Source organism: Streptomyces sp. NPDC107581 (assembly GCF_055657175.1).
In genome coordinates this window covers 35,781-52,173 of the sequence record NZ_JBVKBH010000012.1, presented here as the reverse complement: position 1 = coordinate 52,173, position 16,393 = coordinate 35,781, and the positions used below count along the sequence as shown (strand labels likewise).

14 protein-coding genes are annotated in these 16,393 nt (G+C 71.1%); 10 read left to right on the top strand and 4 right to left on the bottom strand.

What is annotated here, in order from left to right; genetic code table 11:
* Positions 1–90 precede the first annotated feature (90 nt).
* On the top strand, positions 91–579 hold the full coding sequence (locus tag ACZ7P3_RS28080; protein WP_472085853.1) for a MarR family winged helix-turn-helix transcriptional regulator: 489 nt from the start codon (positions 91–93) through the stop codon (positions 577–579).
* On the opposite strand, the gene ACZ7P3_RS28075 is transcribed toward ACZ7P3_RS28080, so the two are convergent.
* Positions 536–2,038, bottom strand: a complete 1,503-nt coding sequence (locus ACZ7P3_RS28075) for a glycosyltransferase family 39 protein (protein WP_472085852.1) — start codon at positions 2,036–2,038, stop codon at positions 536–538. The genes ACZ7P3_RS28080 and ACZ7P3_RS28075 overlap by 44 nt on opposite strands.
* A 250-nt stretch (positions 2,039–2,288) precedes the next feature.
* Here ACZ7P3_RS28075 and ACZ7P3_RS28070 point away from each other — a divergent pair, with 250 nt between their 5' ends.
* The 6 genes from ACZ7P3_RS28070 to ACZ7P3_RS28045 all read left to right on the top strand — a co-directional run bounded on the left by ACZ7P3_RS28070 (position 2,289) and on the right by ACZ7P3_RS28045 (position 10,510).
* Entirely contained in the window at positions 2,289–3,560 is a 1,272-nt protein-coding gene (locus ACZ7P3_RS28070) for a glycosyltransferase 87 family protein (RefSeq protein WP_472085851.1), read from the top strand.
* Between the two features lie 44 nt (positions 3,561–3,604).
* A complete protein-coding gene (locus tag ACZ7P3_RS28065; RefSeq protein ID WP_472086155.1) occupies positions 3,605–5,215 on the top strand; it encodes a glycosyltransferase family 2 protein in 1,611 nt (536 codons plus the stop codon).
* Positions 5,216–5,339: 124 nt separating this feature from the next.
* On the top strand, positions 5,340–6,320 hold the full coding sequence (gene galE / locus ACZ7P3_RS28060) for a UDP-glucose 4-epimerase GalE (RefSeq protein ID WP_472085850.1): 981 nt from the start codon (positions 5,340–5,342) through the stop codon (positions 6,318–6,320).
* 9 nt (positions 6,321–6,329) lie between these two features.
* A complete protein-coding gene (locus ACZ7P3_RS28055) occupies positions 6,330–7,265 on the top strand; it encodes an ADP-ribosylglycohydrolase family protein (protein WP_472085848.1) in 936 nt (311 codons plus the stop codon).
* 264 nt (positions 7,266–7,529) lie between these two features.
* Complete coding sequence (locus tag ACZ7P3_RS28050; protein ID WP_472085847.1) at positions 7,530–7,949, top strand: DUF4158 domain-containing protein; 420 nt, start codon at positions 7,530–7,532, stop codon at positions 7,947–7,949.
* Positions 7,950–8,254: 305 nt separating this feature from the next.
* The gene (locus tag ACZ7P3_RS28045) at positions 8,255–10,510 is read left to right on the top strand and encodes a Tn3 family transposase (RefSeq protein ID WP_472085845.1); all 2,256 of its coding nucleotides are present in this window, start codon (positions 8,255–8,257) and stop codon (positions 10,508–10,510) included.
* Positions 10,511–10,525: 15 nt separating this feature from the next.
* Here the strand turns inward: ACZ7P3_RS28045 and ACZ7P3_RS28040 are convergent, their stop codons facing one another.
* A complete protein-coding gene (locus ACZ7P3_RS28040) occupies positions 10,526–11,302 on the bottom strand; it encodes a MerR family transcriptional regulator (protein ID WP_472085844.1) in 777 nt (258 codons plus the stop codon).
* Positions 11,302–12,396, bottom strand: coding sequence for a serine hydrolase domain-containing protein (locus ACZ7P3_RS28035; RefSeq protein ID WP_472085842.1), 1,095 nt, complete (start codon positions 12,394–12,396; stop codon positions 11,302–11,304). Before ACZ7P3_RS28035 ends, ACZ7P3_RS28040 begins: the two co-directional genes overlap by 1 nt.
* A gap of 282 nt (positions 12,397–12,678) precedes the next feature.
* Here ACZ7P3_RS28035 and ACZ7P3_RS28030 point away from each other — a divergent pair, with 282 nt between their 5' ends.
* Positions 12,679–13,545, top strand: a complete 867-nt coding sequence (locus ACZ7P3_RS28030; RefSeq protein ID WP_472085841.1) for a recombinase family protein — start codon at positions 12,679–12,681, stop codon at positions 13,543–13,545.
* 162 nt (positions 13,546–13,707) lie between these two features.
* On the opposite strand, the gene ACZ7P3_RS28025 is transcribed toward ACZ7P3_RS28030, so the two are convergent.
* Positions 13,708–14,334, bottom strand: a complete 627-nt coding sequence (locus ACZ7P3_RS28025; protein WP_472085840.1) for a TetR/AcrR family transcriptional regulator — start codon at positions 14,332–14,334, stop codon at positions 13,708–13,710.
* Between the two features lie 201 nt (positions 14,335–14,535).
* Here ACZ7P3_RS28025 and ACZ7P3_RS28020 point away from each other — a divergent pair, with 201 nt between their 5' ends.
* Positions 14,536–15,450, top strand: a complete 915-nt coding sequence (locus tag ACZ7P3_RS28020) for an ABC transporter permease (RefSeq protein WP_472085839.1) — start codon at positions 14,536–14,538, stop codon at positions 15,448–15,450.
* Positions 15,443–16,324 (top strand): ABC transporter ATP-binding protein, encoded by an 882-nt coding sequence (locus ACZ7P3_RS28015; protein WP_472085838.1) that lies wholly within the window; start codon positions 15,443–15,445, stop codon positions 16,322–16,324. The genes ACZ7P3_RS28020 and ACZ7P3_RS28015 overlap by 8 nt, the downstream gene beginning before the upstream one ends.
* Positions 16,325–16,393 lie beyond the last annotated feature (69 nt).

Here is a 16,393-nt window from a genome sequence, read left to right as displayed (position 1 = left end):
GGCTCCTGTCCGGCCGCCTTCCCGGCCACAAGTAGAGCACACAATTCAGTTGTGCACAACTAAGTGGCCGGCAAGGGCTATCCTGGAGCCATGACCGCCTCGCCGACCCCGCAGACCGCCGCCGCCTCCCCGACGGACTGGCTCCGCCTGGACCGCCAGATCTGCTTCTCGCTGCATGCCGCGTCCCGCGCCTTCAACGGCGTCTACCGCGTGCTCCTCAAGGACCTGGGGCTCACCTACCCCCAGTACCTGGTGATGCTGGTGCTGTGGGAGCAGGGCGACCTGCCGGTCAAGGGGCTCGGCGAGCAGCTGCGCCTGGACTCCGGCACGCTGTCACCGCTGGTCAAGCGATTGGAGGGGGCCGGTCTCGTACGGCGCGAGCGCAGCGCGCACGACGAGCGCTCGGTCCAGGTGCGGCTGACCGAGGAGGGCGCCGCGCTGCGCGAGCGGGCCCTGGAGGTGCCGCCCCGCATCCTGGCGGCGACGGGCTTCGACGTGTCGGAGATCGGCGAGCTGCGCGACCGTCTGGACCGGCTCACGGCCGCGCTGGACGCGGCGGCCCTGGAAGAGACTCCGTAGCGCCGGCCCGGCTCGGGCGGACGTAGAGCCGGACCGTCACATCGCCCTGCACGGACTCCTCGCCCGGGACGAACTCCCGGGCGAGGAGGGCGAGTTTGGCCCGCTCGGTGGAGCTGCCCGGTCTCCAGCGCCCGCCGAGCAGATCCCGGTCGGCGACGACCCACACCCGGTCGAGCCGGGCCATCCGGCGGCGCAGGGTGCCCGCCGTGACCTCCCGCCCGTACAGCGTCCCGGACTCGGCGGCGGACTCGGCCAGCGCCACGTCCCTGGTCCCCCGGAACGCCCCCGGGTAGGCGAGGGCCGCGTTCCGCGTCTGCACCGGCAGGAAGAGCACGGCGTCCCCGGCCCGCACCTCCCGCGCGGCGACCCGGGAGACGGCGGCGAGGTCGTCGGGCCGGTGGGCCGGGCTGCGGTCGCCGCGCAGCAGGGGGAGCTGCTGGGCGAGGACGAGACCCACGGCCAGGACACCGGTCAGGGTGAGGAGCGGGGAGTGCGGTGCCGGGTGCCCCCGCGTCCACAGGCGGGCGGCGGCCCCGGCCACCCGGTCGGCCCCCGCCGCCACCAGCAGCGGCGCCCCCGACAGGGCGTACAGCACGTACCGGTCGACGTACAGCGGCGACAACTGCGAGACCAGCATCAACGCGACCGGCGGCACCACGGCCAGCGGCAGACAGACCCCCGCGCAGGTCACCTCCCCCTTGCGCCCCACCAGCCCCGCCAGCGCCAGGAGGGCCAGGGCGAGACACGTCCAGTACACCCCGTCCGCCGGCCCGAGAAAGGTGCGCAGCAGCCCCTGCGCCGTCTGCACGGTCGGCTCCCGCAACCACGCCACCTGCGCCGACTGTTCACTGGAGACGAGCGCCATCGGCAGCAGCGCAAGACCCACCGCACCCGCCGCGCATCCCCAGCCCCGCCACACCCGTACCCCCGCCCGGGCCAGCGCCAGCGCCACCGCGTGGGCGGGCAGCAGCAGGACCGCGAACTCGTGCAGCCAGCAGGTGAGGCCGAGGACGACGCCGTAGACCCACCAGGAACCGCCCTGCACGGCACGGACGAACTGCAGCGTCGCCGCCGTGACGCCGGCCGCGACCAGGGCGTAGGAGCGGCCCTCCTGTGCGTAGTGGCCGGCCATCGGCGAGATCGCGTACAGCAGCCCGGCCCACAGCCCCACGCGCGGCCGGACCAGCCGGGCGCCGAGCGCGGCCACCAGGCCCGCGGTGACCGCCGCCGCGCACACCGACGGAAGCCTGAGGACGACCTCGCCGGGGTGGACGACGAGGACGGCGTGCATGAGCAGGTAGTACAGGCCGTGCACCGCGTCCACCCCGTGCAGCAGCCGCCAGATCTGCGGCACCGTACGGCGTGCGACCTGGAAGGTGACCGCCTCGTCCCGCCACATCCCGCCACGGTCGAGACCCCACAGGCCGATGGCGAGCATCACCAGCGCGGGCACGGACACGGCGGCGGTGCGGCAGGCGCGCGACGGAACGCGCCCCGGCGCATCGGGCGCACTCGGCGCACCGTGCGCCGCATCGCTCGTTGCACCCGTCGGTACGACGACGGCCGCACCAGCCGCCCTGCGCGACTGCGGTTTCACAAGAGGCCTGACATTCACCACGGCTCGATCTTTTGCGATTAGCCAACCTTTTCCGCTCATTGACGGCGTATCGGCATGGATACACCACCCGCGCACATTAGGCTCCCACGTGATGAACCGTCTCCGTGTCACCCCCGGCCCGGTCCTCGCCCTCTCCGTCGTCTGGCTCGCCACCCGCGCGCTGATGCTGTGGCTGCTCGCCCACGGCAGCGCCCGCCTGCTCGGCGAGGGTTCGGTCTCCCGTGAGGTGTGGCGGCTGTACGTGCACTGGTACGGCGTCCTGTCGCACGGCGCGTTCCCGGCGCACGACACCACGTGGCAGTACCCGCCCGGTGCGGGCGTGGTCCTGCTGGCACCGGGCCTGCTGCCGTGGCTGACGTACTTTCAGGCGTTCGTGGTGCTGACCCTGGCCGCGGACGCGCTGGTCACGAGGGCGCTGGTCCGGGCGGGGAGACGTCCTGGGCGGAGCCTGCTCGGCGCGGCCCTGTGGACCTGCGGTCTGCCGCTGCTGCTGCACATGCCGCTGGTCCGGTACGACGTGCAGGTGACCGCGCTCGCCGTCGTCTCCCTGTTGACCTCGGCGCGGTCCCCGCGCGCGGGCGGCGTGCTCGCGGCACTGGGTGCGCTGGTGAAGGGGTGGCCGGCGCTGGTGCTGCTGGGGACGCCCCGCGGGCGCGCGACCCGGACGGCGTGGACGTGGGCGGCGGCGGGCGGCGGCGCGATCCTGGTCCTCCTGGCGGTTTCGTTCAGGAATCCGCTCGCCTTCCTGCGGCAGCAGGGCGGCCGGGGTGTGCAGATCGAGTCGCTCGGCGGTACGGCGCTCAACCTCGCCCGGCACGCGGGCTGGCACGGCCGGGCCCACTACCAGTACGGCGCGATCGAGATGGTCGGCCCGCACGTGGCCGCCGTCGCCACCGCCTCCCTCGGGCTCACGGCGGCCGCCTTCGGGCTCCTGCTGCTGTGGCGGCTGCGGGCGCGCCGGTGGAGCGAGGCCACGCCGTTCGACGCCGCGCTGAGCGCGGTGCTGCTGTTCACCGTCACCAGCCGGGTCATCAGCCCCCAGTACATGATCTGGCTGCTCGGCCTGGCCGCCGTGTGCCTGACCTCGCGCCGCACCAGCCAGCGCCCGGTGGCCCTGCTGGTCCTCGCGGCGAGCGGGCTGAGCAGCGTGGCCTTCCCGATGTACTACCACGACGTGGTCAACGGCACCTGGACGGGCTGCCTGCTGATGCTGGGCCGCAACGGGCTGCTGGCGGTCGCGGCGGTGCTGTCCTTCGTCCGGCTGTGGCGCTCCGCGCGGCCGCCGGCCGGAACGTCCCGGCCCGCGACGGAACCCCGACCCGATTCCGACCGTCTTCAGGACCGAGCACTAACCGCGTCTTAACGGGTTATTACTGAACATTTCTACGCTCACCGTTCGTGGATCCCATGCCTTGTGACCCCCCAGACCTGCAGCCGGCCCCTCAGGTCGCCGTCGTCGTCATCGGCTACAACGACGGAGCCCATGTGGCCGAGGCCGTGCGATCCGCGCTCGGCCAGGGGCCGGCCGTCGGTGAGGTCCTCGCCGTCGACGACTGCTCCACCGACGGCAGCGCCGAGCTGCTCGCACGGCTGGCCGCCGGGGAACCCGGACTTCGGGTGGTGCGCCGGGAGACGAACAGCGGTGGCTGCGGCACTCCGCGCAACACCGGGATCGACGCGGTGACGTCGCCGTACCTGATGTTCCTCGACAGCGACGACGTACTGCCGCCCGGTGCGGTGGACGCGCTGCTGACGGCGGCCACCGGGGCGGGCGCCGAGGTCGCGAGCGGCCTGTGCGTGCGCCGGGAACTGCCCTCGGGGCGCGAACAGCCCTGGCAGGCACCCCTCTACGCGGCGCACACCATCCTCGCGCGCCCCTCGCAGCGCCCCCGGCTGGTCCACGACACGCTGTGCGTCAACAAGCTGTACCGGACGGACTTCCTGCGCGAGCACGGCATCCGCTTCCCCGAAGGGCGCTTCCTCTACGAGGACTTCGTCTTCACGGCGCGCGTACTGGCCGCCGCGCCGCGCATCGCGCTCGTACCGGACCGCGTGTACGTGTGGCACGTGCGCCGGTCCGCCGAGCAGTTGTCGCTCTCCCTGGACCGGGGGAGCATCGACAACTGGAAGGCGCGCACCCGGGCGTGCGCGATGGCGTACGACATTCTGCTGGGCGCCGGCCAGAAGGAGCTGGCGCGGAGCGCGCGGGCCAAGTTCCTGGACCACGAGGTGCGCATGTATGCGCGCGAGCTGGGGTTGCACGACGTGCACTACCAGCGCGCGTGGTGGGCGCACACCCGCGAGTACCTCGCCCGCTTCGACGCCGCCGACTGGGAGCTGAACCCGACGGCACCCGGCCGGCTGCTCGCCCGGCTCGTCCTGGAGTCCCCCGAACCGTGCGATCTGCCCCGGCTGAAGGAGCTGGCCGCCCGCCCGGCCCGGCTGCTCCCGCCCTACGTCCGGGTCCCCGACGGCACTCCCGTCTGGTCCGCCGAGCTGCCCCAGGTCACCCTCACCCCCTTCCTGACCCGCCCGGCCCACGTCCTGCCGCTCGCCGTCGACGGCGAACTGCGCCCACGCGCGCGTGGCACCCGGCTGCGCCTGCGGCTGCACGAGCTGTACGGGCGGATGGCCGAGGCCGCCCCGCAGGAGGTGGAGGTGGAATGGCAGTGCAGGGAGGAGGGGCGCGCGGCCCAGCGCGCGACGAGCGCACTCACGCCCTCCGGCCCGGCCGGCTGGTCGGCCGAGGTGCCCGTCGACCTGGCCGCGCTCGGCGGGGGCGGCTGGGACCTGCGCCTGACCGTGCGCTTCGCGGACGGCACCCACCGCAACGTCACGGCGCACGCCCTCGCGGGCGCCGGCCGGCTGCGCCGGCGCGCCGTACCGAGCGCGCGGCGCGGGGTGGTGCTGGTCCGGCCGTACGCCACGCACTCCGGTGCCCTGGCGCTGCGCGTGGCCACCGGGATGCGCGGAGTCATGAAGATCGTCCGCGGACGGCTGCGCCGCCTGCTTCACTGAACATCGGGCTGCACCGAACATCGGAATTCACCGAACATCGGGCCTCACCCAACGACACGGACCGGACGAAACGGACCGAGAACCGCCGGCCACCGCAGGCCGGCCGATGAGGGGACAGCGGTACATGACCTGGCTGATCACCGGCGGCGCCGGATACATCGGGGCGCACGTCGTACGCGCGATGACCGAGGCGGGCGAACGGACGGTGGTCTACGACGACCTGTCCACCGGCCTCGCCGAGCGTGTGCCGCAGGAGGTGCCGCTGGTGGTGGGCTCGGTCCTGGACGGCGGGAAGGTGGCCCGCGCCCTCGCCGAGCACGAGGTCACCGGGGTCGTCCACCTCGCGGCGAAGAAGCAGGTGGGCGAGTCCGTGGACCTGCCGCTGCACTACTACCGGGAGAACGTGGAGGGCCTGCGCGTCCTGCTGGAGGCGGTGACGGCCGCGCAGGTCCCGTCGTTCGTGTTCTCGTCCTCGGCGGCGGTGTACGGCATGCCGGACGTGGACCTCGTGACCGAGGAGACCCCCTGCCTCCCCCTCTCCCCGTACGGCGAGACCAAGCTGGCCGGCGAGTGGCTGGTCCGCGCGACGGGCCGGGCGACGGGACTGGCGACCGCGTCCCTGCGCTATTTCAACGTGGCGGGCGCGGCCACCCCCGCCCTGGCGGACACCGGCGTCTTCAACCTCGTCCCGATGGTCTTCGAGAAGCTCACCGAGGGCGCGGCCCCGCGCATCTTCGGCGACGACTACCCGACCCCCGACGGCACCTGCGTCCGCGACTACATCCATGTGGTCGACCTGGCCGAGGCCCATGTGGTGGTCGCCCGTGCCCTGCGGTCCACGCCCGGCCACGACCTGACCCTCAACATCGGCCGCGGGGAGGGTGTCTCGGTCCGCGAGATGATCGACCGGATCAACGCGGCCACCGGCTACGACCGGCCCCCCGCCGTCACCCCGCGCCGCCCCGGCGACCCCGCCCGGGTCGTGGCCTCCGCCGACCGCATCGCGACGGAACTGGGCTGGACGGCGAAGTACGACGTCCAGGACATGATCACCTCGGCCTGGGAAGGCTGGCTGCGACTGCACCCGGAGGCGGCCCGGTCGTAGGCTCCCCGGATGACCGCCCCCTCCCGCACCGAGCGCGCCATCGGCACCCTGCTCGGCTCCGCCGCCGGCGACGCACTCGGAGCCCCCTTCGAGTTCGGCCCCGAGTCCGCCTTCACCTCCCGCTTCCCGCACCCCGGGCACGGCGACGAGATGTGCGGGGGCGGGGGCTGGGACCCCGGCGAGGCGACCGACGACACACAGCTGGCGGTCCTGACCGCCGAGTCGCTGCTGGAGCACGGCGATCTGAACCTTCCGGACGTCTTCCGGCGCTTCCAGCGGTGGGCGGCGGCCGACCCGAAGGACATCGGCCTCCAGACGGAGGCGGTCCTGAGCAGCGGCGCCCCCTGGGACACGGCCGCGGCCCTGCACTTCCGGGTCAGCCAACGGGCCGCCGGCAACGGGGCGTTGATGCGGGCGGCACCCTCGGCGGTCCGCTTCGCCCGCGACGGCCGCGAGGCCACGATGGACGCCGCCCGCCGGCTGTCCGCCCTCACCCACGGCGACCCGGCGGCCTGGGAGGGCACGGCCGTCCTGCACGAGCTGATCCGGGTCGCCCTGGCCGGAAACGACCCGCTGGCTGCCGTACCCGACACCCTGACGGCGCTCCACCCCGGCCACCGGGCCCGGTATGCGACGGTCCTCTCCCCCGACTGGCACCCGGACCTGGCCACGGAGTTCAACGGCGCGGTCTGGCCCTGCCTCGGCTCGGCGGTCTGGGCCCTGCGCACGACGAGGTCCTACGAGGAGGCCGTGCGGGCGGCGATCGACCTGGGCGGTGACACGGACACGGTGGCAGCGGTCACCGGGGCGCTGGCGGGAGCGGTGTACGGGGTCGCGGCGGTGCCGCAGCGGTGGGCGGAGGCGGTCCATGTGCCGCTGCCGGGGTTCGGGGGCCGGGTGCTGAGAGCGCCGGACCTGAGGGAACTGGGCCGGCGGTTGGCGTAGCGGCGAGGGTGTGACGCTCGGGCAGCCGCGGTTGCGCTGCGGACGGCCGCCGTTGCGCTGCGGGCAGCCGCCGTTGTGCCTGCGTGCCGTTCCCGGGTGCGGGGGCGTGGTGGGCATTCGCGCAGTTCCCCGCGCCCCTGGGCCCTGGTGTCCTAGCTCAGACACCAGCCGCAAAGTAGGTCGCGGGTAGCCGGATGCGTCCCGTTTCCCGGCCCGGGGCGCAGTCGTTGGTCTGATCGAGTGATCGAAGCCAAAGGGGCGGGCGTGCGACAAGAGTGGTCGCCGGAAGAGCTGTTGGCGAACTGGGCGCTGGTAGACGGCGACTGGGATCTGGTGGCGAACAAGAGCGGGGCGACCCGGCTCGGCTTCAGCCTGTTGCTGAAGTTCTTCGAGCTGGAAGGCCGGTTCCCCGATGTGCTGGAAGAGGTCCCGCCGGCCGCGGTGGGGTACGTCGCCGATCTGGTGAAGGTCCCGGCCACCGACTTCGCGAAGTACACACTGGTCGGTCGGACCGCCGAGTACCACCGCAAGCAGATCCGTGAGGCCCTGAGGTTCCGGCCGTCGACGGTCGCAGACGAGAAGGCGCTGGCCGAGTGGCTGGCCGTGGAGGTCTGTCCGGTCGAGCTGGTGGAGGACCGGCAGCGCGAGGCCCCTGCTGGTCGAGTGCCGGGCCCGGAAGACTGAGCCGCCGGGCCGGACCCGGGTCGAGAAGGTGCTCGTCGCGGCGCGGGGCAAGTGGGAGAAGACGTTCTGCGCCTGCACGATCGGCCGCCTGGGCGAGGCGGGCACGGCTCGGCTGCTGTCCCTGGTGGCCGTGGACAACGAGGCGGGGACCGCTCTGCTGGCCGCGCTCAAGCGCGACCCGGGAGCGGTGGGCCTGGACTCCCTGCTCACGGAGATCACCAAGCTCAACGACGTGCGCAAGCTCGGCCTGCCCGACGGGCTGTTCGCAGGCTGCTCGGAGAAGCTGGCGGGCACGGGCGATCAAGATGTACCCCTCGGACTTCCGCGACACGAGCGAGGACGTACGGATCACCTTGCTCGCGGCGCTGTGCTCGTCCCGTCAGGCGGAGATCACCGACACCCTGGTCGACCTGCTGGTCGCCCTGGTTCACAAGATCAACGCTCGTGCCGAGCGGCGGGTGGAGAAGCAGCTCACCGCCGAGTTGAAGAAGGTCCGCGGCAAGGAGGGCATCCTCTTCAAGCTGGCAACGGCCGCCGTCGACAAGCCCGACGAGGTCGTACGCCGTGCCCTGTTCCCGGTGGTCGGGGAGAAGACGCTGCGCGAGCTGGTGGCCGAGGCCAAGGCGAACGAGAAGGTCTTCAAGGCCAAGGTCCGCACCACGCTCCGGTCGTCGTACAGCTCGTACTACCGGCAGATGCTGCCTCCCCTGCTGAACACGCTGGGCTTCCAGTGCAACAACACCGCCTACCGGCCGGTGATGGACGCGATGAAGCTGCTGAAGAAGTACACCGACGTCGACGGCAAGACCCGCTTCTACGACGCCGGTGATGAGGTGCCGATGGACGGTGTGGTGCGCAAGGACTGGCACGAGGCGGTCGTCGACGACAAGGGCAGGGTCGAGCGCATCCCGTACGAGCTGTGCGTCCTGGTCGTGCTGCGGGACGCGGTCCGCCGCCGCGAGATCTACGTCGAGGGCGCGGCCCGTTGGCGCAACCCGGAGGACGACCTGCCCGGCGACTTCGAGGCCACCCGCACCGTGCACTACGCCGCGATCCGCCAGCCGTTGAACCCGAGGGCGTTCATCGCGGACCTGAAGAAGCGCATGACCGCGGGCCTGGACCAGCTGTCCGCCTCACTCGCGGACGGCTCGGCGGGCGGGGTGAAGGTCACCACCCGCAAGGGCGAGCCGTGGATCACCGTGCCGAAGCTGGAGCCGCTGGCCGAGCCCACCGGCCTGGCGGCCCTCAAGGAGGAGGTCGCACGCCGCTGGGGCGTGCTCGACCTCCTGGACGTGCTGAAGAACGCCGACTTCCTCACCGGCTTCACCGAGGAGTTCTCCTCGGTGGCCGCCTACGAGCGCATCGAGCGTGACGTCCTCCAGCGCCGCCTGCTGCTGGCCCTCTTCGCGCTGGGCACGAACATGGGCATCCGCGCGATCGTGGCGACCGGGGAGCACGGCGAGAGCGAGGCGGCGCTGCGGCACATGCGCCGGCACTTCGTCACCGTCGACAACCTGCGGGCCGCCGTCACCAGGCTGGTGAACGCCACCTTCGCCGCCCGCGACACCGCGTGGTGGGGCCGCGGCACCGCGTGCGCGTCGGACTCGAAGAAGTTCGGGTCCTGGTCCTCGAACTTCATGACCGAGTACCACGCCCGCTACGGCGGCAACGGCGTGATGATCTACTGGCACGTCGAGCGGAAGAACGTCTGTATCTACTCCCAGCTCAAGAGCTGTTCGTCGTCCGAGGTCGCCGCGATGATCGAGGGCCTGCTGCGGCACTGCACCGACGCCGAGATCGAGTCCAACTACGTCGATACCCACGGCGCGAGCGTCGTCGGATTCGCCTTCACCGAACTGCTGAACTTCCGCCTGCTGCCCCGGCTGAAGAACATCGGCAGCATCCGCCTGTACCGCCCGGACGACGCCCCGCCCGGCTGGCCAGCGCTCGGCGCCTCGCTGACGCGGCCGATCCGCTGGGAGCTGATCGAGCGGCAGTACGACCAGATGGTCAAGTACGCGACCGCGCTCCGGCTCGGCACCGCCGAGGCGGAGCAGGTCCTGCGACGCTTCACCCGCGGCGGCCCCAAGCACCCCACCTACGCCGCGCTCGAAGAACTCGGCCGCGCGGTGGGTACGGTCTTCGCCTGCGACTACCTCGCCAGTCCCGGCCTGCGTCGGGAGGTCCACGGCGGGCTCCAGGTCGTGGAGAACTGGAACAGCGCGAACACCGTGCTCCATTACGGCAAGGACGGCGCCCTGACCGGCCCGGACAAGGAGCACGCCGAGACCTCGATGCTCGCCCTGCACCTGCTCCAGTCCGCGCTCGTGCACGTCAACACCCTGCTGGTGCAGCAGGTCCTGGCCGAACCGGCGTGGGCGAAGAAGCTCAGCGACGAGGACCGGCGCGGCCTGACCGCGCTGTTCTGGTCCAACGTCAACCCGTACGGCACCTTCCGCCTGGACATGAACAAGCGCCTCGACCTGGGGCCGGCCACCGCTGTGCCCCACCCCCGCACCCCGGTCGGCACCGCCAGCCGATCACGTACAGAGACACGGTGAAGGACTTCCAGGACCTCATCGGTGGGGAACGGGTACGCCCGCAGCGCGGAGTCTGGTCTCGGTGAGCGCGGTCAGCCGGGCCGCGACCGGTGCCTGGTCCTCGCGGTGGTTGTTGATCAGCTCGTACTGAGCCGAAGCCTTGGCCCATGCCCGCAGGCTGGCGTGATCCCCCAGCAACGAGGGATTGGCTAGGTAGCGGTCGGCCATGGCGGCCGCGAGTTCCTCGATCCTCGGGTCGTCCGGTTCCCAGGTCTCGGCCTCCCAGCCGCGCTTGGTCAGGTCGATGTACTCGGGGTCGTCCAGCCCGTGTTCGAGCTGCGTCAGGAAGCCGCCGAAGCCCTCCGGCACCAGCGCCCGGGCCAGGACCAGGGCCTCGCGCTGCGCGGCCACGTAGTCGGGGCTGAAGCCGAGGCCGGGCATCCGGTCCAGGACCGCGCAGGCGCGGTCGGGCAGCAGAGCCCGATCACCGTCGGTCAGCCGGTGCAGCGTGTCGCGGCGGGCGACCAGTTCATCGATGCGTTCGGTGAGCTGCCGCTCGACGTCGGTGAGCGCGGCGCCGAACTGCGCGGCGTCGGCGTCGAGCATGGGCCCGATCTCGGCCAGCGGCACGCCTGCGGCGGCCAGCGTCCGTACCTGCACCAGCTGCAGCAGTTCGCCGGATCCGTACCGCCGGTAGCCGGAGCTGTCACGCTCCGGCTCCGTGACCAGTCCGAGCTTGTGATAGTGCCGCACCGTCTTCACCGTGACACCGACGAACGCCGCCGCCTGCCCGATCGTCACCCCGTTCCTCATCAGCCCAGCTTGCCGCAGAACACCGTGTCGACGAAACGCTGCTGAGCGGTCTGGAATGCCGGTGCTATCGACAGGTCGGCGTCGTCCACCCAGGTCAGCCCGGCGGTCAGGGTCTTGCTGCCGTCGGGGGTGCTGTACATCAATGCCGCCGAGCCCATGGTGGCGCCGTTGTGGTGGAAGATGGTGCCGCCCTCAGTTTCCTGCGCGAACACCCCCAGGCCGTAGCCGACCACCGCCTCCGGCGTGCGCATCTCGGCCAACAGCTCGGCCGACAGGAGCTTGCCGCCCATCAGCGCGGAGAAGTACGTGTGCAGATCGTTTGTGGTCGAGATCATGTCGCCGCCGGCCCCCACCCAGGACGGGTTCTGACGGGTGACATCGACCGTCCGCTCCTGCCCAGCGTCCTCGTAGCGGTAGTAGCCGTGGTTGTGCGGCTCAGGGATCTCCGGCGAGGCGCCCGGCGCCACGGTGCCGGTCATCCCCAGCGGCCCCAAGATCAGCCGCTGCAACTCCTCGGCGAACGCACGGCCGGTGACCTTCTCGACCACCAGCCGGGCCAGCACGTAGTTGGTGTTGGCGTAGCTCCAGCCCTCACCCGGCGCGAACCGCGCCGGCCTGGACAACGACAGCCGAACCAGCTCTTCGGGCAGATAGGTCTTGAACCGGTTGTCCACCCACTCCTTGCCCTGCCAGGGGACCCCCAGCACGATTGTCCCGTCCTCGTAGAGCTCGCCGGTGTGGTTGAAGATCCCGCTGGTGTGCTGCAGCAGCATCCGCACCGTGATCCGCCGGTCGAGACCGAACTCGGGCAGGTAGTCATCGGCCGGAGCGTCCAGACCGATCTTTCCCTCGGCCACCAGCATGAGCACCGAGGTGGCGACGAAGCTCTTGGTGCTGCTGCCGATGCGGAAGTGCCCGTTCGTCAGCGGCTTGGCGCTCTGGCCCAGCTCGCGCACACCGGCGCTGCCGACCCACTCGCCCTGCTCGTCGTTCACCCGGAGCTGGACCCCGACGAAACCGGACTCGGCCAACTCCTCGATCGCCTTCTGCAGCTCCGGACGATCCTGCCCCTGGTCAGCAAGGTTGGTGGACATGTTGCTCCTTCACATCGGTTGTGCCCGGGTCGGCGTCGTGCCGATGCGATGAGCCTCCACCCTGCCCCAAGGTCAACCTCAAGTGTGATCCAGCCCACAGTCACTGCCGGTCGGCATGGCTGGCAGCCAGAAGGCCGCCAGCCCGATGGCGACCGCGGTGTTTCATGGGTGGTCGCTCATGAAACACCGCGGCCGCCCGGCGGTCCACCTGCGTCGATCTTGTTTCATGAGTTGTTGCAAACGACTGGACATCTGAAACACCCTCATGAAACGCTCCGGGGCGTGAGCGACGACTTCAAGCACGTGGAATCGCGTGACTGTCCGATGTCCACCTGCGCAGCCCCGGCGGGCTCTCCATGCCGGACCGGCAAGGGGAAGGTGGCCATCCAGTACCACACCGCACGCTTCCGCCTCGTGCCCCAACTCGCCCAGGCGCTCAGCGTGCCGACCCCCGCCGTACGCAAACCGGGGTCGGCGTGGACCGAGCTGCCCCGGCCGGTGAGCGCCGGCGCCGAACCCTCCGGACACGTCCGCCTCGGCTACGCACGGGCCTCGACCGCCCGGCAGTCCCTCGACGCACAGCTCGACTCGCTCGCCGAGGCTGGGGTGACCCGGGTCTTCTCCGAGAAGATCTCCACCCGCGCCACCCGGCGCCCCGAGCTGGAGGCCGCCGTGAAGCTCGCCGGGGAGATCCGCTCCTCCGGCGTCGCCGTCACCCTCGTCGTCCACGAGCACAAGCGCCTCGGCCGCGGCATCGAACTCGCCATGCTCGCCGAGGAACTGAAAGCGAGCGACGTCGGCCTGGAGTTCCTCACCGGAGAACTGAAGGGCTCGCACGACCCTTCCGGCATCGTGTTCACCGTGCTCGCGGCCATGTCCGGCATGGAGCGCGAGTACATCCGCGACCGCACCCTCGAAGGCCACGAGTCCGCCCGCAGACGCGGCAAGACCATCGGCGGCGCGGGCGTCACCGACGAGGACATGCTGTCCATGGCCCTCCACCTGCGCGATCAGGAGATGAGCCTGCGCGACATCGCCAAGCGACTTGTCATCACCACCGGCGCGAAGAAGGGCCAGCACCCCTCGCCCGCGACCGTCATGCGGATGCTGCGTGAACACGACGAGCAGGCCACAGCGGCGAGCGTCTGATCACCCCGCTACTTTGCGGCTGGTGTCTGAGCTAGGACACCAGGGCCCCCTGAGGGGGTACGGCGGCCGTGCTTGCGCGTGCCGCGGTGGTGGGCGGGCGTGGTTCGACGCCGGCGTCGGCACCAGAGCTAGCACCAGCGCCGGCGCCGGCACCAGGCAGTCTCACAGTGCCTTCAGGGCTCCCGCTGTGGCGCGGGCCAGGCTTGCCAGGTAGCCCTTGGGCAGCTTGGGGGAGCGGATGACCACCGAGCGCCAGTACAGCGGGCCGGAGATCAGGTCGAGGGCCAGGTCGGCGTCGACCCCGGCCCGCACCTCACCCCGTCGTTCCGCCGCCGCCACGATCTTGCTGGCGACGCCCTCCTGCCCGTCCCGCACCGCCTTCTGCAGAGCCTCCGCGATGTCGGGATTGCGTGCCGCCTCCGCCTGGAGGTCGGGGATGATCTGTGAGGCGACGGGGTGGCGCAGGGCGCGTGAGGTGACCTCGTAGAGGAGGCGGAGATCCCCCTCCAGGGAGCCGGTGTCCGGCGCCGGCAGGCCCATCACCGCCATCGCCGACACCACGTCCAGCACCAGGTGCAGTTTGGAACGCCAGCGGCGGTACACCGCCGTCTTGCCGACGCCCGCCCGGCGCGCGATGCCCTCGATGGACATACGGGCGTAGCCTACGGCCGCCAGTTCCTCGAAGACGGCCGCGCGGATGGCCTCGGTCACATCCTCCCGGAGCACGGCGGCCCCGGCGGGGGCCCGGCGGCGCGCACGCGTCGAGGGCTCGTCGGCGTTGGTCGTCATGCCGACCAGCATAGGGCGTTACGACGAAACGGTTGCGTTCCGACGGTCGATGGTTCTACGCTCACGTTGCGACGATACGGTCCCGTCCCGACGTAAGAGAACATGAAGAGAAGCGTAAGGAAACGCCGGGCGACGGACGAGGACCGCTCGGCCCCGGCGGCAGCCGGACGCACCCCCCTCCCCCGAGCGAAAGCAGCGGATGTGAGCCAGGTCCTCCACACACCGCCCCCCACCCAGGTCCCGGCCGAAGACGACCTCGCGGCACTGGCCGCCCGGCACGGCCTCACGGTCAGCGGCGCCCGCCCCACACTGCCGGAGTACGTCCGCCAGCTCTGGGCCCGGCGCCACTTCATCACCGCCTTCGCCACGGCCAAGCTCACCGCCCAGTACAGCCAGGCAAAGCTCGGCCAGATCTGGCAGGTGATGAACCCGCTCCTGAACGCGGCGGTCTACTACTTCATCTTCGGCGTGCTCCTGGGCACCAGCAAGGGCGTGCCGGACTACATCCCCTTCCTGGTCACGGGCGTGTTCATCTGGACGTTCACGCAGAGCTCGATCATGGCGGGCACCCGCGCCATCTCGGGCAACCTCGGCCTGGTCCGCGCCCTGCACTTCCCGCGCGCCTCGCTGCCGATCTCCTTCTGCCTCCAGCAGCTCCAGCAGTTGCTGTTCTCGATGACCGCGCTGGTCGTGATCATCCTGTCCTTCGGCATCCCGATCACGCCCCGGTGGCTGCTCGCGATCCCCGCACTGATCCTGCAGTCCGTCTTCAACGCGGGCGTGTCGATGATCATGGCCCGGTGGGGCGCCAAGACCCCGGACATCGCCCAGCTGATGCCGTTCGTGCTGCGCACCTGGATGTACGTGTCCGGCGTCATGTGGAGCATCAGCAAGCTCACCAAGAAGGACCACCTGCCGCACATCGTCACGGTCCTGCTGGAGACCAACCCGGCCGCCGTCTACATCGACCTCATGCGGTACGCGCTGATCCACAGCTTCCACGCCAAGCAGCTGCCCCCGCACGTGTGGGCGGCGGCCACCGGCTGGGCGCTGCTGGCCGGCATCGGCGGCTTCATCTACTTCTGGAAGGCTGAGGAGACGTACGGCCGTGGCTGAGCAGACCCCCGCGAACACCGAGAAGATCCCCACCGTCGTCGCCGACGACGTCGACATCGTCTACCGGGTCAACGGCACCGGCGCCGGCCGTGGCACCGCCACCGCCGCCCTGAACCGCATCATGCGCCGCCAGCAGGCCGAGAAGACGGCGGGCGTGCGCCGGGTGCACGCGGTGAAGAAGGTCTCGTTCGTCGCCTACAAGGGCGAGGCGGTCGGCCTGATCGGCACCAACGGCTCCGGCAAGTCGACCCTGCTCAAGGCGGTCGCCGGCCTGCTGCCCGTGGAGAACGGGCACATCTACACCAACGGCCAGCCCTCGCTGCTCGGCGTCAACGCGGCCCTGATGAGCGACCTCACCGGGGAGCGCAACGTCCACCTCGGCGGCCTCGCCATGGGCATGTCCCGCGAGGAGGTGAAGGAGCGCTACGAGGACATCGTCGACTTCTCCGGGATCAACGAGAAGGGCGACTTCATCACCCTGCCGATGCGCACGTACTCCTCCGGCATGGCCGCCCGGCTGCGCTTCTCCATCGCCGCGGCCAAGGACCATGACGTCCTGCTGATCGACGAGGCCCTCGCCACCGGCGACCGCAAGTTCCAGGTGCGCTCCGAGGAGCGGATCCGCGAGCTGCGGCAGCACGCGGGCACGGTCTTCCTGGTGAGCCACAACAACAAGTCGATCCGCGACACCTGCGAGCGGGTCCTGTGGCTGGAGCGCGGCGAGCTGCGCATGGACGGGCCGACCGAGGACGTCATGAAGGAGTACGAGGCCTTCACCGGCGACAAGAGCGACAAGAAGCAGGCACCGAAGCAGGCCGCGCCGCAGCAGGCGGCACCGGACCCGGAGGCTCCCAAAGTCCCTCTTCCTTCGTGAGTCCGGCTCTTACTCCAGGCGTGGTTATCCCTTTCATACCTCTAGTGACAGTATGTTATGAAAGGTGGC